The sequence below is a fragment of the Variovorax multivorans genome, from assembly GCF_051216835.1.
GTDB lineage: Bacteria > Pseudomonadota > Gammaproteobacteria > Burkholderiales > Burkholderiaceae_C > Variovorax.
Genome location: NZ_JBPJZL010000001.1, coordinates 672,277 through 696,152 on the forward strand (window position 1 = coordinate 672,277; position 23,876 = coordinate 696,152).

Below are 23,876 nucleotides of genomic sequence, written 5' to 3' on the forward strand. Positions count from 1 at the left end.
GAAGCCCCGCGCCTCGAAAAATCATTATCGACCCAACCCACATGACCCACGACGAAATCCTCGCCCAGTTCGGCCCTCGCGAAGCCATGGAATACGACGTGGTCGTGGTCGGTGGCGGCCCGGCCGGCCTCTCGACCGCGATCCGGCTCAAGCAGCTCGCCGCGCAGCACGAAAAAGAGATCTCGGTCGTGGTGCTCGAAAAGGGCTCGGAGCCCGGCGCGCACATCCTCTCGGGCGCCATCATGGACCCGCGTGCGCTCAACGAGCTGCTGCCCGACTGGAAGGAACTCGGCGCCCCGCTGAACCAGCCCGTGACCGACGACGCGATGGTGTTCCTGGGCGAGAAATCGGGCCTGCGCACTCCCAACCTCTTCCTGCCGGCCTGCTTCCAGAACCACGGCAACTACATCATCAGCCTGGGCGCCTTCACCAAGTGGCTGGCGCAGCAGGCCGAGAACCTCGGCGTCGAGATCTTCCCGGGCTTTCCGGCCGCCGAAGTGCTCTACAACGAAGACGGCTCGGTGCGCGGCGTGGCCACCGGCAACATGGGCGTCGGCAAGGACGGCGAACCGACCGAGAACTTCCAGCTCGGCATGGAACTGCTGGGCAAGTACACGGTGTTCGCCGAAGGCGCGCGCGGCCACCTGGGCCGCCAGCTCATCGCGAAGTACAAGCTCGACGCGGGCAAGGATCCGCAGACCTATGGCCTCGGCGTGAAGGAAGTATGGGAAATCGACCCCAAGCGCCACCAGCCCGGTTTCGTGCTGCACACCGCCGGCTGGCCGATGGACAACAACACCTACGGCGGCGCCTTCCTGTACCACATGGAGGACAACAAGGTCACCATGGGCTTCATCACGGGCCTGGACTACAGCAACCCCTACCTGAGCCCGTTCGAGGAAATGCAGCGCTGGAAGCTGCACCCCAACATCCGCTGGTATCTCGAAGGCGACGAGGCCAAGGGCATCAAGCCGGCCAAGCGCATCGGCTACGGCGCACGTGCCATCACGGCAGGCGGCCTGATGTCGCTGCCCAAGACGGTGTTCCCGGGCGGTGCGCTGGTCGGCTGCGAGGCCGGTTACCTCAACGTGAGCCGCATCAAGGGCAGCCACGCCGCCATCAAGACCGGCATGCTGTGCGCCGAAGCCGCCTTCGACGCGGTCACTGCCGGCCGCCAGCACGACGAGCTCACGGCCTACCCGGCCGCGTTCGAGAAGAGCTGGCTGCACGCCGAGCTGAACAAGGCGCGCAACTTCAAGGCCTGGTTCAAGAAGGGCCTGGGCATTGCAACCTTCATGAACGGCGTCGAGCAATGGCTGCTCAAGGGCCACATTCCATGGACGCTGCGCCGCAACAAGCCCGACCACCAGTACCTGAAGCCCGCGTCGGAGTGCAAGCCCATCGTCTATCCGAAGCCGGACGGCAAGCTCACCTTCGACCGGCTCTCCAGCGTGTTCATCAGCAACACCAACCACGAAGAGCAGCAGCCGGCCCACCTGACGCTGAAGGATGCGACGGTGCCGGTCAACGTCAACCTCGCGAAGTTCGCCGGTCCCGAGAGCCGCTACTGCCCGGCCGGCGTGTACGAGTTCGTGGGCACCGATGACGGCAAGCAGCGCCTGCAGATCAACGCGCAGAACTGCGTGCACTGCAAGACCTGCGACATCAAGGATCCGACGCAGAACATCGTGTGGGTTACGCCTGAAGGTGGCGGCGGGCCGAACTACGTGGGGATGTAAGGCGCTCTGCGCTTGTGTGGAAAAGCCCTCTTCGGAGGGCTTTTTCGTTTTGGTGCTGTCTGCGTTCGGGGGCGCGTGCGAAGGCCACCGGGTGCTCCCCTCCGCGAATGTCCCCCGGCCTTCGGCCTCCTCCTTTATTTCGCTGCGGGGAGCACCCGGCGCCCTTCGCACAATGAGTGCTGCTGTTGTGTTCGCCGATCAACTGCCGCTCTATCGGCTCTTCAACGTCTGTCCGCACTCCCCGCGTCCAGGAAATATTTACGGCTTCACGCCGCCTCCGCGCTTGCGCGCATACAGATACGCCCCGGCCGTGCCGCATGCGACCGGCAGTGTCAGTGCCAGCCACGCGTACCAGCCGGGTATCGAAGACCCGTATGGCCCCATCGCCATGAGCACGAAGAGCGAGGCCGTCATCAAGCCTGCGACCAGACCGTGTTGATAGGGCCGACTGTGCGCATGCGATGCGGCGACATAGCCGCAAGCAAGGTAGACACACACACCGAGCGCGAACGACAGAACGAAGCTGGGTGTCAGCGCAAACCCGTAGACCTGCGCATAGGCCTCTTTGGGAGAAGCACCCAGCGACTGCAGGACCAAGGTGCTCACGTTGGAGATCAGGCTGCTGCCATAGGTCTGCCCACCGACACCGACCGCTGCGCCAAGCAAAGCGGCGCGCCAGCTGAACCGGTCGCGATCGATCCGGTCCGGGTCGAGATTGCGCACGGCATCCGACACTTCAAATCTGCTGTCCATGATTGTTCCTCCGCTCCAGCAGGTACTTTAAGCGTGAACTCATCCGCGACAGGACCACGACGGGAGGCCTCGTCAGAGTTTTTTTCGCGGCGATGCGTCCGTTCGGAAACCCGTGGCGTAAATGGAATCAGGACGGCGATGCAAGTTGCCGCCCGCCAACCCATTCAACTTCTCGAAGAGGATCTTTCGCCATGAACACCCTGCTCAACCGCATCGCCATCGCCGCCGCTCTGACCGTCGCCGCCAGTCACGCGCTCGCCGCAGACCCGGCACCCGCCCCTGCGCCGGCCGCCAAGGCCGCACCGGTCAGCAAGCTGGCTGCCGCCCGCGCCCTTATCGCCGAGAGCAAGTGGACCGCGGCCATCAGCGAACTCGAACGCGTCAACGACACCGGCAACGCCGACTGGAACAACCTCATGGGCTACACGCTGCGCAAGTCCGGCGCCGGCAAGTGGACCGCCTCGGAGAAGTACTACGACGCCGCGCTGAAGATCGATCCGAAGCACGTCGGTGCGCTCGAATATTCGGGCGAGCTGTACATCTCGATGGGTGACCTGCCCAAGGCCGAGCAGCGCCTTGCCACACTGGGCCAGGCCTGCAACATGGCCTGCCCGGAGTACAAGGACCTGAAGGCTTCCGTCGAGAGCTTCAAGGCCGGTGGCGCCAAGAAGAGCTGAGCATGAAGCGGGCCAGCTGGCCCGCTTCATGCGGCGGCTACCTGGCAACCAGAAAGACGTAGTCCGCGCTGTAGTCCTGCCGGATGCGCTTGCCTGCATCGGCCTGCGCCTCGCACCCCTTTGCCGGCGCATTGCCGCCGAGGGTGTTGATGCGCTGCACGCTGGTAACGCCGGCCAGTTTTCCGGGGCCGCCCGCCGACTTGGCGGTCAGCAACAGCCACGGAATGTCGGCCTCGCGCTGGCCGTTGGCACGAGCCTTCACGGTGCCGAGCGTCTTGCTGCCGTCCAGCGCGGTCCAATTGGGCCCAGCGCCGTGCGTGCCGACCTTGGCACCACCGGGGCCGTACAGCTCCGCTTCAGGCGCCACGAACTGCCAGGCCAGCGCACCCTTGTCGCCGGCCTTGCACTCGTAGATCTGCACGCCCACCGCGTGCCAGGTGAAGGCGGCGCGTTCGCCATCAGGCGCCTTGATGGCGGCCGGCAGTTCGGTGGCTGGCGATGCGCAGGCGGCAAGCAAGGCGGCGCCCAGCAGGGCAGCTCCCAAGGGAAGGATTCGCGTCGGTTTCAATGTCATGGCATTTCCCGGTTCAAGAAGAAAAGATAAACGAACAAGTGCGGGCCGGACTATCCGGCCCTTCTCCAGAAACGACACGCACGCAGGAACGGATGCAATACTCGCCCGCATGAATAGAAATATTCTGATGAGTCTGCAAGACCTGATCGCCGGCGCGGCCCGTGGCGACCACGCGTGCTTTGCCCAGATCTACGAACGCACGCACCTGCATCTGTTCGGCGTCGCGGTTCGTATGTTGGGCAATGAACAGGCAGCCGAAGACGTGCTGCAAGAGGCCTATGTGAGCATCTGGAAAAACGCGGGCGGCTATCGCTCCAGCGTCGACGGGCAAGAGATCCAGCCCATCACCTGGCTGATCGCGATCGTGCGCAACAAGGCGCTGGACTCGCTGCGCGCGCGCAAGCGACGCAATGCCCACGAACAACCGCTGGCCACCGGCCCGGACGGAGAGGCAGAAACCGAGGCCGACACGGCAGCCGACCCGGCCCCCGGCGCAGCGCAGCTGTTCGACCAGGCCATGCATGCGCTTCGCATCGAGGGCTGCATGTCTGTGCTCGACGGCAGCTTCCGCCAGAGCCTGGCGCTGGCCTACTACCAGGGCCTGTCGCACACCGAGGTGGCGGCGCAGATGAATGCGCCGCTCGGCACGGTCAAGGCCTGGATACGACGCGGGCTCGACAAGCTGCGCGCCTGCCTGAGCGCGCAAGGGGTGGCGTCATGAGATACACCGACGCCCGCCTGCTCGATGCACTGGCATCGGCCTACGCACTCGGCACGCTCGAAGGCGGCGCGCGGCGGCGCTTCGAGCGGCTGATGCGCGATCGCGCGGACGTGCGCGCCGTGGTGGCGCAATGGGAGCAGAGGCTCGGGCAGCTGGCCCTGTCGGTGCCGCAGCGCAAGCCTTCGCCCGATCTCTGGCGCGCGATCGCCGCGCGCACCCAACCCGCCCAGGCACAGCAAGCACGACAGGCACGGGCCTCTCGCTGGACCGGCTGGCTGCGGCCCGCGGGCTTCGGCTTCGGCGGGCTCGTGGCGGGCGTCATCGCTGCGAGCGCGCTGTTCCTTGCAATGCCTGGAGCCTTCATCACGAGCGACCAGCTCGCGATGCGTACGGGCGAGCGGCTGCCGCAAAGCTATGTGGGCGTGCTCTCCGACACCGAGGGCCGGGGGCGATTGCTGGTCAGTTCGCTGCGACATGGCCGCACGGTCACGCTGAAGGTGCTGGGTGCGACGGCGCTGCCCGTTTCGGGCGGCGAACGGCTCGTGCTGTGGGCCTTGCCCGCCGACGCGGCGCCCTTCGCCATCGGCACGGTGCCGGCGAGCGGCGCTGGCATCCTCACGCTGCCCGACACCTCCGAGAAGCTGCTGTCGAAGGTCTCGCGCCTCGTCGTGACGCGCGAGCGCAGCACCTCGCCTGCGGCCCCCAGTGCCGATGTGGTGTTGAGCGGCGCCTGCGCCAAGCTCTGGTGAGCTTCCTGTGATCCTGATCCGGTGAGCCTCGCTTATTCTTGCGGCTCACAGGAGACAAAAACCCATGCAGATCGTCATCACCGGCGGCGCCGGTTTTCTGGGCGCGCGCCTCGCGCGCACGCTGTTGAAGCAAGGCAGCCTTTCTCTGGCCGGCGCACCGGCCCGGCCCATCGAGCGCATCACGCTGGTCGACCGCGCGGGCGCTCCCGCTGACCTCGCTGCCGATGCGCGCATCACCGCCGTGACCGGCGACCTGAACGCACAGCTCGCCGCCGAGGCGGACGCCACCGTCTGGCGCGAAGCCGATGCCATCTTCCACCTGGCCGCCGCGGTGAGCGGCGAATGCGAGGCCGACTTCGACCTCGGCATGCGCAGCAATTTCGCAGCCACGCATGCCCTGCTCGAAAAAGTACGCACGCTCGGCACGAAACCCGTGCTGGTGTTCGCCAGTTCGCTAGCGGTGTTCGGCGATTCTCCCGAGCAACCGCTGCCGAAGGTCATCGAAGACCACACGCTGCCCACGCCGCAGACCAGCTACGGCATCCAGAAATTCATTGGTGAACAGCTGGTGGCCGATTTCACGCGCAAGGGCTTCGTGCGCGGGCGCAGCGTGCGGCTCATGACGGTAAGCGTGCGCCCCGGCAAGCCCAACGGCGCGGCCTCGGGCTTCTTCAGCGGCATGATCCGCGAGCCGCTGGCCGGGTTGCCCGCCGCCTGCCCCGTGCCCGACGCAACGCCTGTCGCCATTGCGTCACCAGCGCGCACCATCGAAGGCATCATCCGCGCCGCCGAGACCAGCGATGCGCAATGGGGCCCGCGCACCGCGCTCAACCTGCCCTCGCTCGCCACCACGGTCGGCGAGATGGCCGCGGCGCTGGAGCACGTGGCCGGCAAGGCCGCCACCGCCCTGCTTGACCGCACGCCCGACCCGACGATCCAGCGCATCGTGAAGACCTGGCCGGGCCACATCGAGACCGTGCGCGCGAGGGCGCTGGGGCTCATGCCTGACGAAAGCTTCGAGGCCGTCATTCGCCAGTACGTCCGTGAAAATCCCGACGCGGTGAAGCTCCCCGGTGTTGCATAGTCCGTTGCGCCTGACGCGCACCTGACCCCAACCCCGGAGACATCATGAAACTCGGCCACATCGCCGCCGCCTGCCTTTCGCTCGCCCTGGGCACTTCCGCCTTCGCGCAGCAACCGACCGTTCTGAAGATCGGCTACGCGACTTCCAAGGAGTCGCACTACGGCGTGGGCTCCACGGTGTTCTGCGAAGAAATCGAGAAAGGCACGCAAGGCCGCTACAAGTGCCAGCACTTCGCCAACTCGGCGCTGGGCGGCGAACGCGAGCAGATCGAGGCCATCCAGCTCGGCACGCAGGACCTGGTCAACACCTCGACCGGCCCGGTGGGCAACTTCGTGCCCGAGGTCAAGATCGTCGACATCCCGTTCCTGTTCCGCGACTATGACCATGCGCGCAAAGTCATGGACGGCCCCATCGGCCAGGACATCCTGACCAAGTTCCCGAGCAAGGGCATCATCGCGCTCGCCTGGACGGAAAACGGCTTTCGCCACATGACGAACAGCAAGCGCGACATCGTCAAGCCCAGCGATGCGGCCGGCCTGAAGATGCGCACCATGGAAAACAAGGTGCACATGGACGGCTACCGCACCTTCGGCATCTTGCCCACGCCCATGGCCTTCCCCGAACTGTTCGGCGCGCTGCAGCAAGGCACGGTCGACGGGCAGGAGAACCCGATTCCGGTGATCCTGTCGTCGAAGTTCTCGCAGGTGCAAAAGCACCTCTCGCTCACGGGCCACGTGTACTCGCCGGCGCTGCTGCTGCTGTCGCCGAAGGTGTGGAACAAGCTCTCTGACGCCGACAAGAAGGTGTTCACCGAAGCCGCGAAGAAGGCCTCCATCGCCCAGCGCAAGAAGGTCAACGACGACGAGAACAACGGCATCGCCCAGCTCGAGAAAGACGGCATGAAGGTCACGCGCACCGTCGACGGCGCCGCCTTCCGCGAGGCGCTGAAGCCCGCCTACGTGAGCTACGCCAAGGAATTCGGCGCCGACAACATCAAGAAGATCACGGACGTCAAGTAAGCCCTGAGCCGCCACGGCCGGCTTTCCGGCAACGCGCCCGGCACGCATGCGTGCGCCGGGCGCTTCGTTTTTCAGACAGAACAGAGAACAACACAAAGTGCAAGCCTTCGAGCGCTACTTTCTCGCCGCCAACCGCTGGGCGCTGATTCTTCTGCTGGCCGCCATGTCGGTCATCATCTTCACCAACGTCGTGCTGCGCTACACCACGAACCAGTCGCTCGAATGGGCGGAAGAGGTGTCGCGCCACATGATGATCTGGCTCACCTTCCTGGGGGCCGGGCCGGTGCTGCGCTACGGCGGACACATCGCGGTCGAGAACCTGCAAGACGCATTGCCCCGCAATGCGGCCGTCGCGGTGCGCATCGTCGTCGCCGGGTTGCTGTTCGCATTCTTCGGCTTCATGGTCTGGTACGGCTGGCTGTACATGGAACGCACGATGTTCCAGCTCACTGCCGTGACGCAAATTCCGTTCGCCTACATCTACAGCGCGATGCTGTTCGGCGGCGTGCTGCTGATCGTGCACTGGCTGCTGGTGGTGCGCGGCTACGTGCTGCGCAGGGAGTTCGCGTCCGACGCGCACTTCGACGCCAACGCCTCGGCGTCGCTGTAAGGAGAACGACCATGGATGCCAGCATCGTTCTGATCGTTTCTGCCTGCATTTTCCTGGCCATCGGCGTGCCGGTGGCCTTTGCGCTGGGCCTCTCTACCGTGACCACGCTCATCCTCGCGGAAAACTACCCGCTGATGGTGCTGCTGAAGGAAACCTTCACCGGCATCGACAGCTTTCCGCTGATGGCGGTGCCCTTCTTCATTCTTGCGGCCGAGCTCATGAGCGGCGGCTCGCTCACCGAGGTGCTGCTGCGCTTCGCGGGCCAGTTCGTGGGCCACCGGCGCGGCGGGCTGGGCTACACCAACGTGGTGTCGCTGACCTTCTTCTCCGGCATCTCGGGCTCGGCGTTGGCCGACGCGGCAGGGCCGGGGTCGATGCTCATCAAGATGATGGACAAGGCCGGCTACGACCGCTCGTATGCGGCGGCGCTCACGGCCTCGACTGCCATCGTGGGGCCGATCATTCCGCCCTCGATCATCATGATCATCTACGCGCTGCAGGACGAGAGCGTGTCGGTCGGCACGCTGTTCGCGGCCGGCATCATGCCGGGCATCCTGATCGCGGTGGCGATGTGCGTCGTGAACTTCTACGTCTCGAAAAAGCGCAACTACAAGGGCGATGGGCAGACGCCTCCGCTGCGCGAAATACTGGTCACCACTTGGAAGGCGATTCCCGCGATCCTGCTGCCGGTGGTCATTCTTGGCGGCATGCGCGCCGGCTGGTTCACGCCGACCGAGGCCTCGGTGGTCGCGGTGTTCTATGCGCTGGTGTGCGGCAAGTTCGTCTACCGCACGCTTGAGTGGAAGATGCTGCCGGACATCCTCTCGCGCTCTGCCCTGCTGTCGGCTTCGGTGCTGATCATCATCGGGCTGTCGGCCTCGTTCGCGTGGGTGCTGACCATCGAGGGCATTCCGCAGCAGATGGCCGAATGGCTGATCAGCATAAACCTCTCGCCGTGGATGTTCCTGATCATCGTCAACGTGTTCCTGCTGCTGTTCGGGATCTTCATCGAGCCGCTGCCGGGCGTGATGGTGCTGGCGCCGATCCTCGCGCCGGTGGCCATCAAGCTGGGCGTGGACCCGGTGCACTTCGCGATGATCGTGATCTTCAACCTCACGCTGGGCATGATCACGCCGCCGGTGGGCGGGCTGCTGTTCGTGACGTGCAACGTGTCGAAGGTGCCGATGTCGGCGCTGGTGAAGGAACTGGTGCCGTTCCTTTGGGCGCACGGGGCTGTGCTGGTCATCCTGACCTTCGTGCCGGCGCTGAGCACCTGGCTGCCGCACGTGCTCGGGTTCAAGTAGCGGCCTGGGCTCCGGGGCCCGATCGGCCCGGTGCATGTTCACTGCCAGAATCGGGCGACGGGCCAAGGGCCGACAACCGACAAGGAGGGGACTGCGCCATGAATCGATTCCTGAGCTGCCTGCTGGGCGGTGCCTTGCTGGCTCCGGCTGCCTTCGGCGCCCCGCCCGCAATGCCCGCCGCGGCACCAGCCCCCGTATCGGCAGCAGCGCCGGCCGATCCCGCCGCCAGCATCCGCGAAGTCGAAGCCGCCGTGCGCGCCTGGGCTGCAGCCTGGTCAGCCCGGGACGTGGCGCGCTACCTGGCCGCCTATGCACCCGATTTCGCGCCACCCCGCGGCCAGGACCGCAAGGCCTGGGAAGCCGACCGCCGCGCGCGCATTACCGACAAGGCGGCCATCAGCGTGAGCATCGACAGCCTCGTCATCAGCGTCCAGGGACAGGCGGCCAGCGCGAGCTTTCAGCAGACCTACAGCGCCGACAAGCTGCGCGAGAAGAGCCGCAAGACGCTGGAATTGCAGCGCGTGGGCAACCAGTGGCTCATACGCAAGGAAAGCGCGGGCTGAAGGCCAGCCGCGATTGCCCCTGTAAGGCAAACGGTTCATGAAGATGTCACCACTTGCAACGATGCTGCAGCCCTCGATTCCCGAAAGCTGTGGCTGCCATGTTTCCCACCAAGACCGACAAGGCGCGCGACGAACTCCAGGGCGGACAGCGCACGCTCAGCCAGCGTGAACGCGCCCTGCTGCTGATGGCCGACGGCCGGCGCTCGCTGACCGACTTCAGTCCGCTGTTCGCCAACCGGATTGAAGCCGAACAGGCGATCCTGGCGCTGGTGCAGCGGGGCTACCTGCAGGCCCCGCAGGCTGCTGCGGCACCCGCACCGGCAGCGGCCCAGCCCGCGCCAATCGCCGCCGCCGAGCCGATCCAGGTCGCCACCACCTCGGCCGACACCTTCGACGGCAAGCGCTCGCTGGCCACCACGCGCATGTTCCTGTTCGACATCTGCGAGCGCATGTTCGTGCGGCGCGACCCGAAGTTCGCGCTGCAGATGCGTGACGCCCTGCGCGAGGCCCGTGACCGGCAGGCGATGTTGACCATCGCCGCGCTGATGCTCTCCGAAATCGAGAAAACGGCCGGCCCCGAACGCGCCGAATCGCTGCGCGAGCGTATAGACAAGCTGCTGCCCCCGGCCGAAATCATCCACTGACGCCAAACCCCGGCCCCGCGCGATCCACTACACTCGCCAGGGTCAGGAGAGAGCCCCGCATGCCGGGGCCGCCGAAGGCGCAGGGGTTTCCCGAACGCTCAGGCAAAAGGACTGACAAGGCGCCGGTGAACACCGGCGTTTCCTTGCTGGAGAGAGGCCGTTGCAGTGAAAACTGCCCATCGGCCCACCGAAGGAGCAAACCCCGATCGTGGGGCGAATCTCTCAGGTAAAGCGGACAGCAGGGGTGGCCCATGGCTTGCGTCATGGATTTCGTCTGCCCCTTTGGAGTGCCCCGTGGCTGCTTCTTCCGCCCCCGCTACCGAACTTCTCAAGACGCCGCTGTACGACCTCCACGTGGAGCTCGGTGCCCGCATGGTGCCCTTTGCCGGCTATTCGATGCCGGTGCAGTACCCCGCCGGCCTGATGGCCGAACACAAGCACACGCGCGATGCGGCCGGCCTGTTCGACATCTCCCACATGGGCCAGCTGCGCCTCGTCGGGCCCGATGCGGCGGCGGCTTTCGAAACCCTGATGCCCGTCGACGTGATCGACCTGCCCGCCGGCAAGCAGCGCTACGGCCTGCTGCTGAGCGACGAAGGCGGCATCCTCGACGACCTGATGTTCTTCAACGAGGGCAACGGCTCGATCTTCGTGATCGTCAACGGCGCCTGCAAGGTGGCCGACATCGCTCACATCCAGCAGAAGATCGGCGGCCGCTGCAAGGTGCAGCCCCTGCCCGACCATGCCCTGCTCGCGCTGCAGGGCCCGCAGGCCGCGGCCACACTGGCGCGGCTGTCGCCCGGCATCGAGCGCTTCGTGTTCATGACCGGCGGCGCGGTGCAGATCGGCGGCATTCCTGCCTTCGTCACCCGCAGCGGCTACACCGGCGAAGACGGCTTCGAGATCTCGGTGGCCGCCAAAGACGCCGAGGCGCTGGCCCGCCTGCTGCTGGCCCAGCCCGAGGTCAAGCCCATCGGCCTTGGCGCACGCAATTCACTGCGGCTCGAAGCCGGGCTTTGCCTCTACGGCAACGACATCGACACCACGACCACGCCGGTCGAGGCCTCGCTCAACTGGGCGATGCAGAAGGTGCGCCGCACCGGTGGCGCGCGCGAAGGCGGCTTCCCTGGTGCGGCAAAGATCCTCGCGCAGCTCGCCGTCGCTGCCGCGGGCGCTGCCGGCCACACCGACCACGACACGCTGAAGCGCAAGCGCGTGGGCCTCGTTGCCCTCGAACGCATTCCGGTGCGTGACGGCACGGTGCTGCAGTCGTTCGAAGGCCACGACATCGGCGTCGTCACCAGCGGCCTGCTCGGCCCGACGGCCGACCGCTGCATCGCCATGGGCTACGTGGCCACCGCCTTCGCCGAGCCGGGCACGCGCGTGCAGGCCATCGTGCGCGGCAAGCCGGTGCCGATGGAGGTCTCGACGATGCCTTTCGTGCCCACCCGCTACTACCGCGGCTGAGCCTGGTCGACCCGGCTAGGCTCTGCACCCCGATTCATTTTTTCCACGAGGAGTTTTTCCATGAGCATCAAGTACACCAAGGACCACGAATGGGTGTCGGCCGAAGGCGACGCAGCCACCGTCGGCATCACCGTGCATGCGCAGGACGCGCTGGGCGACGTGGTGTTCGTCGACCTGCCCGAAGTCGGCAAGACCTTTGCGCAAGGCGAAGTTGCCGGCGTCGTTGAGTCGGTCAAGGCCGCGGCCGACGTGTTCATGCCCGTGTCGGGCGAGATCACCGAAGTGAACGAGGCGCTGCGCGCCGACCCGTCGCTCGCCAACAGCGACCCGCTGGCCTCCGGCTGGTTCTTCAAGGTCAAGCTGAGCGAGCCTGCACAGCTCGACGCCCTGCTGGACGCGGCCTCCTACGACAAGTTCGCCGCCGAATCCTGATCCGCTGAGTTCTTCAGCCACCTTTCTTCTTCTCCCCGAGCCCTCACCGCCATGCCGACGCCCGCCCTTCCCTCTTTGCAAGAACTAGAGAACGCCGAAGAATTCCTCGCCCGCCACATCGGTATCGATGCGGCGGACGAGGCGCGCATGCTGCCGGTGATCGGCTCGGAAACGCGCGCGGAACTCATCGACGGCATCGTGCCCGCGGCCATCCGCCGCTCAAAGCCGATGCGCCTGCCCGCACCGGCAACCGAAGCCGATGCGCTGGCCGAGCTGAAGGTGATGGCGTCGAAGAACAAGGTGTTCAAGAACTTCATCGGCCAGGGCTACTACGGCACGCACACGCCGGGCGTGATCTTGCGCAACGTGCTCGAAAACCCCGCCTGGTACACCGCCTACACGCCCTACCAGGCCGAAATTTCGCAGGGCCGCATGGAAGCCCTGCTCAACTTCCAGACGATGGTGTGCGACCTCACGGGCATGACCATCGCCAACGCCTCGATGCTCGACGAAGCCACGGCCGCAGCCGAGGCCATGACGCTGGCCAAGCGCAGCGTGAAGAGCAAGAGCAACGTGTTCCTGGTGTCTGGCGACTGTCACCCGCAGACCATCGAAGTCATCAAGACGCGCGCCGCGCCGCTGGGCATCGAAGTGAAGGTGAGCACCGTGTCGGAAACGCTGCCACACCTGATGGTGAGCGGCGAGTTCTTCGCCGCGCTCGCGCAGTACCCCGCCACCACCGGCCACGTACATGACCTGCGCCCGCTCGCGGGCCACGCGCATCAGTGCGACGCCGCCCTCATCGTCGCGGCCGACCTGCTGGCGCTCACGCTGCTCGTTGCACCCGGCGAGTTCGATGCCGACATCGTCTGCGGCACCACGCAGCGCTTCGGCATGCCGCTGTGCAACGGCGGCCCGCACGCCGCCTACCTGGCCTGCCGCGACGAATTCAAGCGCTCGCTGCCGGGCCGACTGGTCGGCGTGAGCGTCGATACGCACGGCCAGCCCGCCTACCGCCTCGCACTGCAGACGCGCGAGCAGCACATCCGCCGCGAGAAGGCCACCTCCAACATCTGCACCGCGCAGGTGCTGCCGGCCGTGGTGGCCAGCATGTACGCCGTGTACCACGGGCCTGACGGCCTCACGCGCATCGCGCAGCGCGTGGCGGCGCTCACGGCCATCCTCGCCAAGGGTCTCACGCAGACGGGCCGCGAGCTGGTCAACACCACCGCTTTCGACTCCCTGACCATCCGCACCGGCGAAGACACGCCGGCGATCATCGAGCGCGCGCAAGCCGCCGGCGTCAACCTGCGCCAGCGCCTGCAGCAGCACCTGGGCATCTCGCTCGACGAGACCAGCACGCGCGCCGACGTCGAAACCCTGTGGAACCTGTTCGCGCCCGCCGGTACGCAGGCGCCGCGCTTCGATGACCTCTCGGGCAGCACCACGCCGCTGATCCCCGAAGACCTGCGCCGCACCAGCGCCTTTCTCACGCACCCGGTGTTCAACACCCACAAGAGCGAGACCGCGATGCTGCGCTACATCCGCAGCCTGTCGGACAAAGACCTGGCGCTCGACCGCAGCATGATCCCGCTGGGCAGCTGCACGATGAAGCTCAACGCAACGAGCGAGATGATCCCCATCACCTGGCCCGAGTTCGCCAACATTCACCCCTTCGCGCCCGCCGAGCAGCAGCAGGGCTATGCCCAGCTCGACGCTCAACTGCGCGCCTGGCTGTGCGAAGCCACCGGCTATGCGGGCATCAGCCTGCAGCCCAACGCGGGTTCGCAGGGCGAGTACGCGGGCCTGCTGGCCATCCGCTCCTTCCACGAAGCCAAGGGCCAGGGGCACCGCAACATCTGCCTGATTCCGTCCTCCGCGCACGGCACCAACCCCGCAAGCGCCCAGATGGTGGGCCTGCAAGTGGTGGTGACGGCCTGCGACGCGCAGGGCAACGTCGACATGGACGACCTGAAGCGCGCTTGCGAAAAGCACAGCGACAAGCTGGCCGCAGTGATGATCACCTACCCCAGCACGCACGGCGTTTTCGAAACCCGCGTGAAGGAACTGTGCGAGCTGGTGCACGAGCACGGCGGCCGCGTGTACGTCGACGGCGCCAACATGAACGCGCTGGTCGGTGTGGCTGCGCCGGGCGAGTTCGGCGGCGACGTGAGCCACCTGAACCTGCACAAGACCTTCTGCATTCCGCACGGCGGCGGCGGCCCGGGCGTGGGCCCGGTGTGCGTGGTCGAAGACCTCGTGCCGTACCTGCCTGGGCACGTGACCGCAGGCATGCCGTCGAACGGCGTGGGTGCCGTGTCGGCCGCGCCGCTGGGCAATGCGGCCGTGCTGCCGATCAGCTGGATGTACTGCCGCATGATGGGCGCCAAGGGCCTGCAGGCCGCGACCGAAACGGCCATTCTCAGCGCCAACTACATCAGCGCGCGCCTGAAGGATCACTACCCCACGCTGTACGCGAGCCCCAACGGGCACGTCGCGCACGAGTGCATCCTCGACCTGCGCCCGCTGAAAGACACCAGCGGCGTCACCGCCGAAGACGTGGCCAAGCGCCTGATCGACTACGGCTTCCACGCGCCGACGCTGAGCTTCCCCGTGCCCGGCACGCTGATGGTGGAGCCGACCGAGAGCGAGCCGCTGGCCGAGCTCGACCGCTTCATCGACGCGATGATCGCCATTCGCGGCGAGATCCGCCGCATCGAAGAAGGCGTGTGGCCGAAGGAAGACAACCCGCTCAAGCACGCGCCGCACACGGCTGCGAGCCTGCTCGGCACCGAGTGGAGCCACCCGTACTCGCGCGAACTCGGCGCGTTTCCGCTGGCCGAACTCAAGAACGCGAAGTACTGGCCGCCCATCGGCCGCGTCGACAACGTGTACGGCGACCGCAACCTGTTCTGCAGCTGCGTGCCCGTGGGCGACTACAAGGAAACCGAAGAGGCCTGAGCGCCGTCGTATCGCAGCGATTCCCTTCTACGGCGGGGATTCGCGACGATAGGTCGCCCACTTCACGGTCAGGATGTCCGCAGCGATCTTGGCGGCATTGACGCCCGCATAGGCTTCCGATGGATTGAACTGGAATGCCTCCTGGTATCGCTTGACCTGCGCATAGTCCTGGTCGAAGGTCATCGGACCCATGAGTTCGGCAGGATCGGTGCCCGCTGGAAGCGCGAGGAATTTCTCCGAATCAGTGGCACTCTGGTAGAGATCGACGCTCATCAGGTTCATACGCTTGTCCTCGAGATTTTGATCTTGAGAACAAAGCCTCAGCGACATCCGTGCGGCATGCAATCGGTTCGCGCCTACACAGCGCGCCGGAGGAATGCTCACGGGCGCTCGTGTACATCGAGCGCCGTGCGCGTCAGGGTTGCTTCTTCTTCGCCACGTCGCCCGTGGCGATCTGCTGGCGCAGCCCGCGCAGGCTGGCCTTCACCTTGCGCTCGTTCTCCGGCCCCATGCGCACCATGATCTTCTGGCCGGAAGACAGCGACTGCAGTTGCGGATCGACGTATTCGTAGCGCACCCACGGCCGGGTCGAGGGCACGTCGCCCTTCACCTCGATCAGCCGCACCTGCACCGGGCCCTTGGGTTCGGGCGCCTGCAGCAAGTGGTCGATCACGGCAATGAGCCGGTCGTTGAAGTAGCGGCCCGGATAGCCCAGCTCTTCGTACGCCTGCTGGAACAGCGGATAGAGCTTTGCATACACGGCTGCCGCCTTGGCCGGGTCGACCGATTCGGCCAGCAGCACGATGGCGTTGTAGCGCGCGGCGTTGTTCGCGGCGATGGTCTGCACCTGGCCCTGCGGCCCTTCGGTGATGAAACGCTGGCCCGTGGGCTGCACCGGCCAGGCATTGGCCGGCGCCTGTTCTCGTGCGAGGTTGTCGACGGTGGTGACGAAGCGGCTCACTATGCCGTCGGAGCGCAGGTACTCCGCGACGTTCTTGCTGCCGAGCAATTCAGCCAGTGCCTTCGTCACGCGTGCATCGGAGTCGGCCAGCTTGGGCAGTGCGGCATCGGGCGGTGCCAGCGCATCGATCGGGTTCTGCGGGCCGGTTGGTTGGGCAACCGGCGGCGGTGCGGGCGCGTCGTTGGGTGCCGCCGCCACCGGCACGGGCTCAGCCGGCTTTTGCTGTTGCTGCTGATACCAGCGCCAGCCAACGTAGGCAGTCCCGAGCAATACCAGCACGAAGGCGACGATGGCGCCTATGGGCATTTCGCGGCGGGGTCTGAACTCAGGGGCGTCGCGCGTGTCGCTGTCGGGCTCGGACATGAGGTCGGTTTCCTTGTGCGGGAATGTCGGGGAAGCGAACGGCTATGGTGCACCAATTCGGGCTGCGCACCAGCCCCGTCGTCGTAACGCCCTGTGACGCGCCCGCGGCGCGGAAGTTCACACGCTCAGCCCATGAGCCGCACCACGTGAGCCTGCCGCGGATCGACCTTGCCCGCGTGCAGGTCGGCAATCACCGCCTGCGCATGCGCGAAGCCCTTGCCTTGCGCCAGCGTCATCCATCGGTTGTCAGGCCGGCTGAGTTCGGCGATGAAGTTGCCTTGCGCCTCGTTGAAGCGGCGGTTGACCTCCTGCGGGCCCCAGTCCGCGTTGCGCTTGCGGATCTGCACAGGGGCGAAGTAGAGCTGGGGCGTGGGGCCGGGCAGCGCAGTGGTATCGCCGAGAAATTCGGTCTTCTGCGCGGAGCCCGCATAGCAGTCGTACACCAGCGCTTCACCGAAGTGATGGTGGATGGTGGCGCGCAGTTCGTCGTTGCCCGAGAAGTCAACATACAGCGTGGGCACGTCGGCCGGCAGCGTCGTCACTTCTTCATAACCCAGCGTGCGGTCGTAGCAACCCAGGCTCTCCACGAAAGCGCGATTGGCGTTGGACGTGGCCGCGATCAGCTTCAGCCCCTCGCGCTGCCGCAGGCAGAAGGCCGTGCCGAACGCCGTCTTGCTCGACGCGCTCGACACCACGACCTGCTTCGCGCCGAAGAAGGCGTTGTCTTCCAGGAAGTCGGCCAGCATGAACGAGGTGATGAACAGCGGGCGCACCAGCATCTGGTAGTCCTCCAGCGCGGCGACGTAGCCTGCGTCGTTGCTGCAGCGCATGTACTGGTTGTAGGCCGACACCAGCTCGCTGCGGTGCGGCGCGCCGTCGTAGAAGCCGCGCGGCGTTACGCGCACGGGCTGCATGCGCAGGTGGCTCGCGATCGGAAAGTAGCCGTAGAAGCGCTCGCCCACCGCCACGCCCTCCACGTTCGAGGCCGCCACGTCGGCAAAGCCCCAGGCCGGCATATGGCCCCAGTCGGCGTCGCCGGTCGGGAAGAACTGCCAGTACTTCATGACCGCATCGCCGAAGGCCGCGTAGGTGATGTTGTTGGTGGTCAACGAGAAGCGGCCTATCTTCAGCAGCACCTCGCCGGGCTGCAGCTTGCCGGTGTCTTGCGTGGTCACGACACGGGTGGTGCCAAGGGCGTTCTTGCGCGTTTCGAGGCGGGTTAAAGTGAATGCGTTGTTCATTCGCAAACTGTATGGCGGCCCGTCTCCCGGCGGGTTCGGAAAACCGTCGATGCCGGACACACCCCGCTCCAAGCCCCTGAAACGCCCCACGCAGGCACGCAGCAAGTTCACCGTGCAGGCGATCTACGACGCCTTTGTTCGGATTTGGTCCGCGAACGGCTGGGAGGGCGTGACCACGCGCGCAGTGGCGCTGGAAACCGGCATCGCGGTCGGCACGCTCTACGACTACTTCCCCGACAAGGAAGCCCTGCTCTCGGGCTATGTGCGCCACTGCATCGAGGCGCTACTCGCGCGGCTCGATGCAGAAGTGATCGCGCCTTCGGATATCGCCTGGCAAGCGCGCGTGCAGCGCCTCGTGCGCATCACCTGCGACACGCGGCTCGAAGGGCTGCCGGCTTTCGACCACGAGATGCTGATGCTCGAACACCGCGTGGCGGAGCCCAAGCATCACCGCCGCGTGTACGACGAACTGGCTGACAGATGGCTCAAGGCCTTTGCCGTCTGCACAGACCTGCAACCGCCGCCCTCGCCCGCCACCATCCACGCGCTGCTGACCGCCGCATGGGGCGGCCGCCGCTATCGCCTGCTGGTGCAGCCCGAAGCGGACAACGACGAATGGGTGGCCGAGATGGAAGCGATGGTCATGGCGCGCTTGTCTACGCACTTGTCGGCGCGCTGAGCGATTGCAGCCACGCCAGCGTGGCCTGCAACTCTGCCGGACGAAGCTCGTGCGCACCCGGAAAGTCCGCACCCGACAGCGCCACTGGCAAGGTACGCGCGAACTCGCGCGTGGCCTGCGCGGCGCTTGGCGGAATCACGTTGTCGGCGCTGCCATGGCTCACCCAGAGCGCCTTCCCCTCGAAGGCCTCGGGTGCCGCGACGTGCGGCAGCACCTGCGACAGCAGCCGGCTGTGCCACACCATCGCAGCACGCACGCTCTCGGGCTTGGTCAGCAGCAGCGACAGCGCCATGATGCCGCCCTGGCTGAAGCCGCCGACCACCACGCGTTCCGCCGGCACGCCGAGTTGCTTGCCGGCCGAGGCGATCATCTCGCCGACCAGGAAGCGGCTTTCGCGCTCCTGCTCTTCGTCGATCCGGCGTTCACCATCGGGCAGTATCTGGAACTCGAACCACGCGTAGGCATCTGGCGACAGCACGTAGGGCGCGCGCAGGCTCAACACGTTGAACTGCGGCGGCATCATGCGCGCCAAGCCGAACAGATCTTGCTCGTTGCTGCCCACGCCGTGCATCAGCACCAGCAGCCAGGGTTCGCGAACATCGGGTTGCGCGCCATGCGCGAGAAACTTCAGGGGCAGATGCAGTTGGGTCATGGTTTGAAGCTCAATGAAATCCTTGCGCCAGCTCGCGCGTGACCTCGGCCGCAGGCAACTCGCGGCAGCCGGTGGCGTTCTGCCCCGACCACAGCGGAGAGAAGTCGCCGTTGCCCTGCGCTTCGGCCTTGGCGCGCAGGGGCGCGATGCCCGAAGTGGCCAGCGGAAACTCCGGTGCGGCCGCGCCGATGGGCCCCAGCTCGCGCATCACGCGGTTCACGATGCCGCGCGCCGGCCGGCCGGTAAAAAGATTGGTCAGCGCCGTGTGCCGCGAGGCCCTGCTCTTGAGCGCCTCGCGATGGAGCGCGCTGGTGGTCGCCTCGGGCGTCAGCAAGTAGGCCGTGCCAATCTGCACGCCCGCCGCGCCCATCGCCATGGCCGCGGCCACGCCGGCTGCATCGGCAATGCCACCGGCCGCGATCACCGGCACCTTCACGGCGTGCACCAGCTGCGGCAACAGCGCGAAAGTGCCGAGCTGCCGCGTCAGGTCGTGCGACAGGAAATGACCGCGATGCCCACCGGCCTCCAGCCCTTGCGCAATGACCGCATCCACGCCGCGCGCTTCGAGCCACTGCGCCTCTTCGACCGTGGTGGCCGATGCCAGCACCTTCGCACCCCAACCGTGCACCTGCGCCATCAGCGCTTCGGACGGCAACCCGAAATGAAAGCTCACCACCGGCGGACGGAATTCGGCCAGCAAATCGGCCACTTCGGCGCTGAAAGGGTTGCGCCCCGGGCCGGTGGGAATGTTCGCCGCGTCGATGCCGAACTCCGCATAGTACGGCGCCAGCGCGGTACGCCAGGCCGCTTCGCGATCGGCGCTCGGCACCGGCGGCGTGTGGCAGAAGAAATTGACGTTGTAGGGCTTGCTGGTGCCCGCGCGAATGGCGGCGAGTTCGCTGCGCATGACGTCGGGGCTCAGCATGGCTCCAGGCAGCGAGCCCAGGCCACCGGCATTGCTGACAGCGATGGCCAGCGCGCTGCCCTGCACGCCGGCCATGGGAGCCTGAATGAGCGGAAGGTCCGTTCCGATGAGTTGTTGCAGCGTGGTCATTTGGAGCGCTCCTTGTTCGTGTGTCGCCGGTTGCCGGCCATTCTCCTGCCAAGCCGGAGGTTGCGGCGGCGGCGGGGTCATCATCGCCAAATGGCTTCGGCACAATCGCGCGCATGCCCATCCTGAACCCGACGCGGCCCGCTCACTCGCGGCCGCTGCAGCGCACCATTGCTGCTGCCATTGCCACCGCCAGCCTCGTCATGCTCGGCGGCTGCCCGCAGAAAGAAGAAGCCCCTGCTACCACCGCCGACGCGCAACCGGACGAAGCCGCAGTGGCAGTGGCCGTGGCAACCGCCGAGGCCGTTGCCCCCGCGGCACCGCCAGCATCACCTGCACCACCAGTGCCTCGCCCCACCGCATCAGCCACGCTCAAGCGAGCCGAACTCATGGCGCTGGTGTTCCCCGACTCCCAGGGCCCGGGCGCCTCGCCCCGACAGCCCGACACCGTCTCGCTGCCCGAGAGGGCCAACGAGGGCAAGACAGTGCCCGGCAGCGAGGCCGATCAACAGGCTCAGGTGTCGCCGCGCGAAGTGGTGCGGCTGGACGATACGCACGCCGTCATGCTGACCGAAACTGTGCCGCTCGACGACCGGGGCGAGCCGATGAACGGCCACGTGAACGGCGCATGGCTCGGCGCCTACTTCTTCGAGCAGAGCGCCGAGGGCTGGAAGCTCGCGAGCCGCAGCGACGCTGTCGACTACCTCGGCTTCATGGGCAACCTCGGCACCACCAAGGTCGAGCGCATCGCGCCCCAGCGCTTTGCGCTGACCATTGCCCACGGCAGTTGCTGGCAGGGCTACTGCGGGCAGTGGCTGTCGGTGTATGGGCTCGAAGCGGGCAAGGTGCGCGTGCTGGCAAGGGGCATTGCGCTGTCGGCCACCAACGAAGGTGCCGACGAGTCCTGCGAGAAAATGCCCAGGCCCGGCAAGCCGGAAGAGCCACCACGCGGCGCGTGCTTCGACGTCAGCGGCACGCCGAGCTTTACGCTGGGCACCGACGAAGAGCCGGGTGAGATGCGCATCGCGTTCAAGGGCGAAAAAACGAGCGGCACCAAAAACCGCCGCGTGCTCACCATCGACAGCACGCTGGTCTATGCCTGGCGCAATGGCGCCTATGTGCTGACCGAAGGGCGCAACCCCGTTCCGTCGTTCTGACGGGCGAGCGCTGCGGCACCAACCCCGCCAGTTATTCCTCGCTCGTCCACTCCACCTGCACGCCCAGGCTGCGCAGGTTTTCCACGAAGCGCGGATGCGCCCGGCGAATAGGCGCGGCGTTGCGGATCTCCGACTTGCCCTCGATGCTCGCCGCCACCATGAACAGCGCGATCGCCACGCGAATGATGTAGGGGCTCTCGACCACCGCGGGCGTCAGCGGATTGCCGCCGAAGGTAATGAGCCGGTGTGGGTCAGACGAGAACACGTGCGCGCCGAATTTCGAGAGCTCGCCCGTCCAGCCCAGCGCCCCGTCGTACACCTTGTTCCAGAACATCGCATTGCCTTGGGCGCGCACGCCCAGCGCAATGAAGATCGGCAGCAGGTCCACCGGAAAGTACGGCCACGGCGCCGCCTCGACCTTGGTGAGCACGTTGCTCGTGAAAGGTGTCTGCACCTTCAGCGGACCAGTGCGGATGGCGCGCGACCAGCCGTCCGCATGCTCGATCTGCACGCCGAACTTGGCGAAGGTGCGGTCGAGCAGCGGAAAGTTTTCGGGGGCGCTGTTGCGCACGACCACATCGCCGCCCGTAATGGCACCCAGCGCCAGGAAGGTCGTGATCTCGTGGAAGTCTTCGTCGAAGCGAAACTCGCCGCCCTTGAGCGCGCCATTGCCATGCACCGTGAGCCGCGAAGTGCCCATGCCCTCGATGCGCACGCCGATCATGGCCATGAAGCGGCAGAACTCCTGCACGTGCGGCTCCGACGCTGCATTGGTCAGCGTCGAGGTGCCGCCCGCGGCGGCCGCGCACAGCACGAAGTTTTCAGTGGTGGTGACTGAGGCGTAGTCGAGCCAGTGGTCGGTCGGTGTGAGCCGGCCTTTGCTGCGCACCAGCAGCGAGCCCTCGGTGCGCTCGACCTCGCCGCCGAAGCGCTGGAACACCTCCACGTGCGGATCGATCTCGCGCACGCCCAGCGTGCAACCCTTCACGTTGTCTTCAAGCCGCGCAACGCCGAAGCGCGCCAGCAGCGGCGGCACCAGCATGATCGACGAACGCATCTCCTCGGGCAGCCGGTGCAGCGATGCGTCGAAGGTGGTCTCGCGGTGATGCAGCTCGAGCGTGCCGGTCTCGTGGTCCATGTGCACGTCGCTGCCGAGGGTGCGGAAGATGTCGAGGATCTTGCGCACGTCGGTGATGTCGGGCACGCCAAGCAGGCGCAGGGGCTCCCAGGTGAGCAAGGTGGCACAGAGCACCGGAAGCACGGCGTTCTTGTTGGCGGAGGGGGTGATGCGGCCACGCAGCGGCGTACCGCCGTGCACGATGAGGTTGGACATGAAGAAGAAACAGAAACGGGGGAGCGGGAGGCGGCGGGAAAAGGGTCGGAAACAGTCCGAAACCGGAGACGGGCACTTTACCGTCTGAAACCCGCATGTACGGGGCCGAAGTTGTAAGAACTTCAAAGCAGAAGCCGCTGGGTTGGCAATTCTTTCGCATTACTGCGCGCCAGCAAGTTCGGTCAGGACAGCCGGTTTGCGCTACTTCATGATCGCCGCATGGACAACCCGATGCCCCGCGAACCCGACATCTTCATCCCCCTTGTGGCCTGGATCGAGGAGCGGCTCGACGAGCCCCTCACGCTCGAGCTGATCGCGCAACGCGCGGGTTTTTCGGCGTACCACTTCTCCCGGATGTTCACCGCCCGCATGGGCCGCAGCGTCATGGCGCATGTGCGCGGGCGTCGACTCGTGCGCGGCGCCCGCAGGCTCTGCACCGAGCCCGACGTGAAGCTCGTCGATCTGGCCTTGGATTGCGGCTTCGAATCGCAGGAGGCCTTCACACGCGCATTCAAGCGCCTCTTCGGCGTGTCGCCCGGCCGCTTTCGTGTCGGCTTCTCTCCCACCCCCATCGAAGGACAATTTCCCATGAATGCACCCAGCAGCACCTCCACGGCAGTGACCCGATTGCCCGAATTGATCAAGCTCGAGGCGTTCCGCGTCGCGGGCCCCTCCCGACGCTTCGACGACGCGACGAGGTCGGAGATTCCCCAGCTGTGGTCGGCACTTGTCGGCGCCTTGCCGCTGAAGGGCCAAAGCCCGAGCTGGGCAACGTACGGCGTGGTCTGGAGCACGGACCGGGAGGCCGGGAGCTTCATGTACATGGCGGGCGTGGGCGTAGTGACCGACGGCGAACTCCCCAAGGGGTTCACCGTGAAGGAGATTCCGGCGGCAACCTATGTCGTTTTTCGCATCGCCCTGAACGGGTCAGCGCTGCACCCGCAAGTCAAGAGCGCCATGGCGACCATCTGGGGCGAGTTGATTCCCGCCTCGGGCCTGCGGGTCGTCGACAGCCCCGACTTCGAGATGTACGACGGCCATTTCGCACCCGACCAGCCAGGAGCCGTGATCGACTTCTACGTGCCCGTGGAAGCCTGAGCTCCCGGGCGGTGCCCACTCACGACGAACTTGTTACTCCCCCG

Annotated in this window: 24 protein-coding genes and 2 riboswitches; of the genes, 16 read left to right on the top strand and 8 right to left on the bottom strand. The window is 66.3% G+C overall.

The window, feature by feature from the left end; all coding sequences use genetic code 11:
* The first annotated feature begins 41 nt into the window (after positions 1 to 41).
* Positions 42 to 1,739: an electron transfer flavoprotein-ubiquinone oxidoreductase gene (locus tag ACSFCA_RS03200; protein WP_435458596.1), complete on the top strand. Its 1,698-nt coding sequence runs from the start codon at positions 42 to 44 to the stop codon at positions 1,737 to 1,739.
* Positions 1,740 to 1,997: 258 nt separating this feature from the next.
* On the opposite strand, the gene ACSFCA_RS03205 is transcribed toward ACSFCA_RS03200, so the two are convergent.
* Positions 1,998 to 2,492, bottom strand: a complete 495-nt coding sequence (locus ACSFCA_RS03205) for a hypothetical protein (RefSeq protein WP_435458597.1) — start codon at positions 2,490 to 2,492, stop codon at positions 1,998 to 2,000.
* Between the two features lie 191 nt (positions 2,493 to 2,683).
* Here ACSFCA_RS03205 and ACSFCA_RS03210 point away from each other — a divergent pair, with 191 nt between their 5' ends.
* Positions 2,684 to 3,169 (top strand): tetratricopeptide repeat protein, encoded by a 486-nt coding sequence (locus ACSFCA_RS03210; RefSeq protein WP_435458598.1) that lies wholly within the window; start codon positions 2,684 to 2,686, stop codon positions 3,167 to 3,169.
* Positions 3,170 to 3,206: 37 nt separating this feature from the next.
* Here the strand turns inward: ACSFCA_RS03210 and ACSFCA_RS03215 are convergent, their stop codons facing one another.
* On the bottom strand, positions 3,207 to 3,743 hold the full coding sequence (locus tag ACSFCA_RS03215) for a DUF3455 domain-containing protein (RefSeq protein WP_435458599.1): 537 nt from the start codon (positions 3,741 to 3,743) through the stop codon (positions 3,207 to 3,209).
* A 127-nt stretch (positions 3,744 to 3,870) separates the two neighbouring features.
* On the opposite strand from ACSFCA_RS03215, the gene ACSFCA_RS03220 reads away from it, so the two are divergent.
* The 11 genes from ACSFCA_RS03220 (at position 3,871) to gcvP (ending at position 15,297) form a co-directional block, all read left to right on the top strand.
* The gene (locus ACSFCA_RS03220) at positions 3,871 to 4,464 is read left to right on the top strand and encodes an RNA polymerase sigma factor (protein ID WP_435458600.1); all 594 of its coding nucleotides are present in this window, start codon (positions 3,871 to 3,873) and stop codon (positions 4,462 to 4,464) included.
* Positions 4,461 to 5,213 carry an anti-sigma factor gene (locus ACSFCA_RS03225; RefSeq protein WP_435458601.1) on the top strand — a complete coding sequence of 251 codons (753 nt, stop codon included), beginning with the start codon at positions 4,461 to 4,463 and terminating at the stop codon, positions 5,211 to 5,213. The genes ACSFCA_RS03220 and ACSFCA_RS03225 overlap by 4 nt, the downstream gene beginning before the upstream one ends.
* Before the next feature lie 64 nt (positions 5,214 to 5,277).
* Positions 5,278 to 6,297 (top strand): D-erythronate dehydrogenase, encoded by a 1,020-nt coding sequence (denD, locus tag ACSFCA_RS03230; protein ID WP_435458602.1) that lies wholly within the window; start codon positions 5,278 to 5,280, stop codon positions 6,295 to 6,297.
* A 44-nt stretch (positions 6,298 to 6,341) separates the two neighbouring features.
* A complete protein-coding gene (locus ACSFCA_RS03235) occupies positions 6,342 to 7,316 on the top strand; it encodes a TRAP transporter substrate-binding protein (protein WP_258354183.1) in 975 nt (324 codons plus the stop codon).
* A 97-nt stretch (positions 7,317 to 7,413) separates the two neighbouring features.
* Entirely contained in the window at positions 7,414 to 7,926 is a 513-nt protein-coding gene (locus ACSFCA_RS03240) for a TRAP transporter small permease (protein ID WP_258354182.1), read from the top strand.
* Between the two features lie 11 nt (positions 7,927 to 7,937).
* On the top strand, positions 7,938 to 9,230 hold the full coding sequence (locus ACSFCA_RS03245) for a TRAP transporter large permease (RefSeq protein WP_435458603.1): 1,293 nt from the start codon (positions 7,938 to 7,940) through the stop codon (positions 9,228 to 9,230).
* A 98-nt stretch (positions 9,231 to 9,328) separates the two neighbouring features.
* Positions 9,329 to 9,793, top strand: a complete 465-nt coding sequence (locus tag ACSFCA_RS03250; protein ID WP_435458604.1) for a L,D-transpeptidase Cds6 family protein — start codon at positions 9,329 to 9,331, stop codon at positions 9,791 to 9,793.
* A gap of 98 nt (positions 9,794 to 9,891) precedes the next feature.
* Positions 9,892 to 10,437 (top strand): hypothetical protein, encoded by a 546-nt coding sequence (locus tag ACSFCA_RS03255; protein ID WP_435458605.1) that lies wholly within the window; start codon positions 9,892 to 9,894, stop codon positions 10,435 to 10,437.
* A 33-nt stretch (positions 10,438 to 10,470) separates the two neighbouring features.
* Positions 10,471 to 10,561: riboswitch (glycine riboswitch) on the top strand.
* Between the two features lie 12 nt (positions 10,562 to 10,573).
* Positions 10,574 to 10,686, top strand: a riboswitch (glycine riboswitch).
* A 45-nt stretch (positions 10,687 to 10,731) separates the two neighbouring features.
* Positions 10,732 to 11,904, top strand: coding sequence for a glycine cleavage system aminomethyltransferase GcvT (gene gcvT / locus ACSFCA_RS03260; RefSeq protein ID WP_435458606.1), 1,173 nt, complete (start codon positions 10,732 to 10,734; stop codon positions 11,902 to 11,904).
* 60 nt (positions 11,905 to 11,964) lie between these two features.
* Positions 11,965 to 12,336, top strand: a complete 372-nt coding sequence (gene gcvH, locus ACSFCA_RS03265) for a glycine cleavage system protein GcvH (RefSeq protein ID WP_176658246.1) — start codon at positions 11,965 to 11,967, stop codon at positions 12,334 to 12,336.
* Between the two features lie 51 nt (positions 12,337 to 12,387).
* On the top strand, positions 12,388 to 15,297 hold the full coding sequence (gene gcvP / locus ACSFCA_RS03270) for an aminomethyl-transferring glycine dehydrogenase (RefSeq protein ID WP_435458607.1): 2,910 nt from the start codon (positions 12,388 to 12,390) through the stop codon (positions 15,295 to 15,297).
* A 27-nt stretch (positions 15,298 to 15,324) separates the two neighbouring features.
* On the opposite strand, the gene ACSFCA_RS03275 is transcribed toward gcvP, so the two are convergent.
* From ACSFCA_RS03275 to ACSFCA_RS03285, 3 genes are all read right to left on the bottom strand, one after another.
* Positions 15,325 to 15,579: a hypothetical protein gene (locus ACSFCA_RS03275; protein WP_258354177.1), complete on the bottom strand. Its 255-nt coding sequence runs from the start codon at positions 15,577 to 15,579 to the stop codon at positions 15,325 to 15,327.
* A gap of 133 nt (positions 15,580 to 15,712) precedes the next feature.
* Positions 15,713 to 16,621: a DUF3014 domain-containing protein gene (locus ACSFCA_RS03280; RefSeq protein WP_435458609.1), complete on the bottom strand. Its 909-nt coding sequence runs from the start codon at positions 16,619 to 16,621 to the stop codon at positions 15,713 to 15,715.
* 125 nt (positions 16,622 to 16,746) lie between these two features.
* Positions 16,747 to 17,862: a DUF2855 family protein gene (locus ACSFCA_RS03285; protein ID WP_435458610.1), complete on the bottom strand. Its 1,116-nt coding sequence runs from the start codon at positions 17,860 to 17,862 to the stop codon at positions 16,747 to 16,749.
* 49 nt (positions 17,863 to 17,911) lie between these two features.
* On the opposite strand from ACSFCA_RS03285, the gene ACSFCA_RS03290 reads away from it, so the two are divergent.
* Entirely contained in the window at positions 17,912 to 18,541 is a 630-nt protein-coding gene (locus tag ACSFCA_RS03290; RefSeq protein WP_435458611.1) for a TetR/AcrR family transcriptional regulator, read from the top strand.
* Here ACSFCA_RS03290 and ACSFCA_RS03295 read toward each other — a convergent pair.
* Positions 18,519 to 19,193 carry an alpha/beta hydrolase gene (locus tag ACSFCA_RS03295; protein WP_435458612.1) on the bottom strand — a complete coding sequence of 225 codons (675 nt, stop codon included), beginning with the start codon at positions 19,191 to 19,193 and terminating at the stop codon, positions 18,519 to 18,521. The genes ACSFCA_RS03290 and ACSFCA_RS03295 overlap by 23 nt on opposite strands.
* Positions 19,194 to 19,203: 10 nt before the next feature.
* Positions 19,204 to 20,247, bottom strand: a complete 1,044-nt coding sequence (locus ACSFCA_RS03300; protein ID WP_435458613.1) for an NAD(P)H-dependent flavin oxidoreductase — start codon at positions 20,245 to 20,247, stop codon at positions 19,204 to 19,206.
* Between the two features lie 113 nt (positions 20,248 to 20,360).
* Between ACSFCA_RS03300 and ACSFCA_RS03305 the strand changes: the two genes are divergently transcribed.
* Complete coding sequence (locus tag ACSFCA_RS03305) at positions 20,361 to 21,401, top strand: hypothetical protein (protein WP_435458614.1); 1,041 nt, start codon at positions 20,361 to 20,363, stop codon at positions 21,399 to 21,401.
* A 31-nt stretch (positions 21,402 to 21,432) separates the two neighbouring features.
* On the opposite strand, the gene ACSFCA_RS03310 is transcribed toward ACSFCA_RS03305, so the two are convergent.
* Positions 21,433 to 22,734 carry a UDP-N-acetylglucosamine 1-carboxyvinyltransferase gene (locus ACSFCA_RS03310; protein WP_258354170.1) on the bottom strand — a complete coding sequence of 434 codons (1,302 nt, stop codon included), beginning with the start codon at positions 22,732 to 22,734 and terminating at the stop codon, positions 21,433 to 21,435.
* Positions 22,735 to 22,965: 231 nt separating this feature from the next.
* On the opposite strand from ACSFCA_RS03310, the gene ACSFCA_RS03315 reads away from it, so the two are divergent.
* Positions 22,966 to 23,832 carry an AraC family transcriptional regulator gene (locus tag ACSFCA_RS03315; protein ID WP_435458615.1) on the top strand — a complete coding sequence of 289 codons (867 nt, stop codon included), beginning with the start codon at positions 22,966 to 22,968 and terminating at the stop codon, positions 23,830 to 23,832.
* The last annotated feature ends 44 nt before the right edge of the window (positions 23,833 to 23,876 follow it).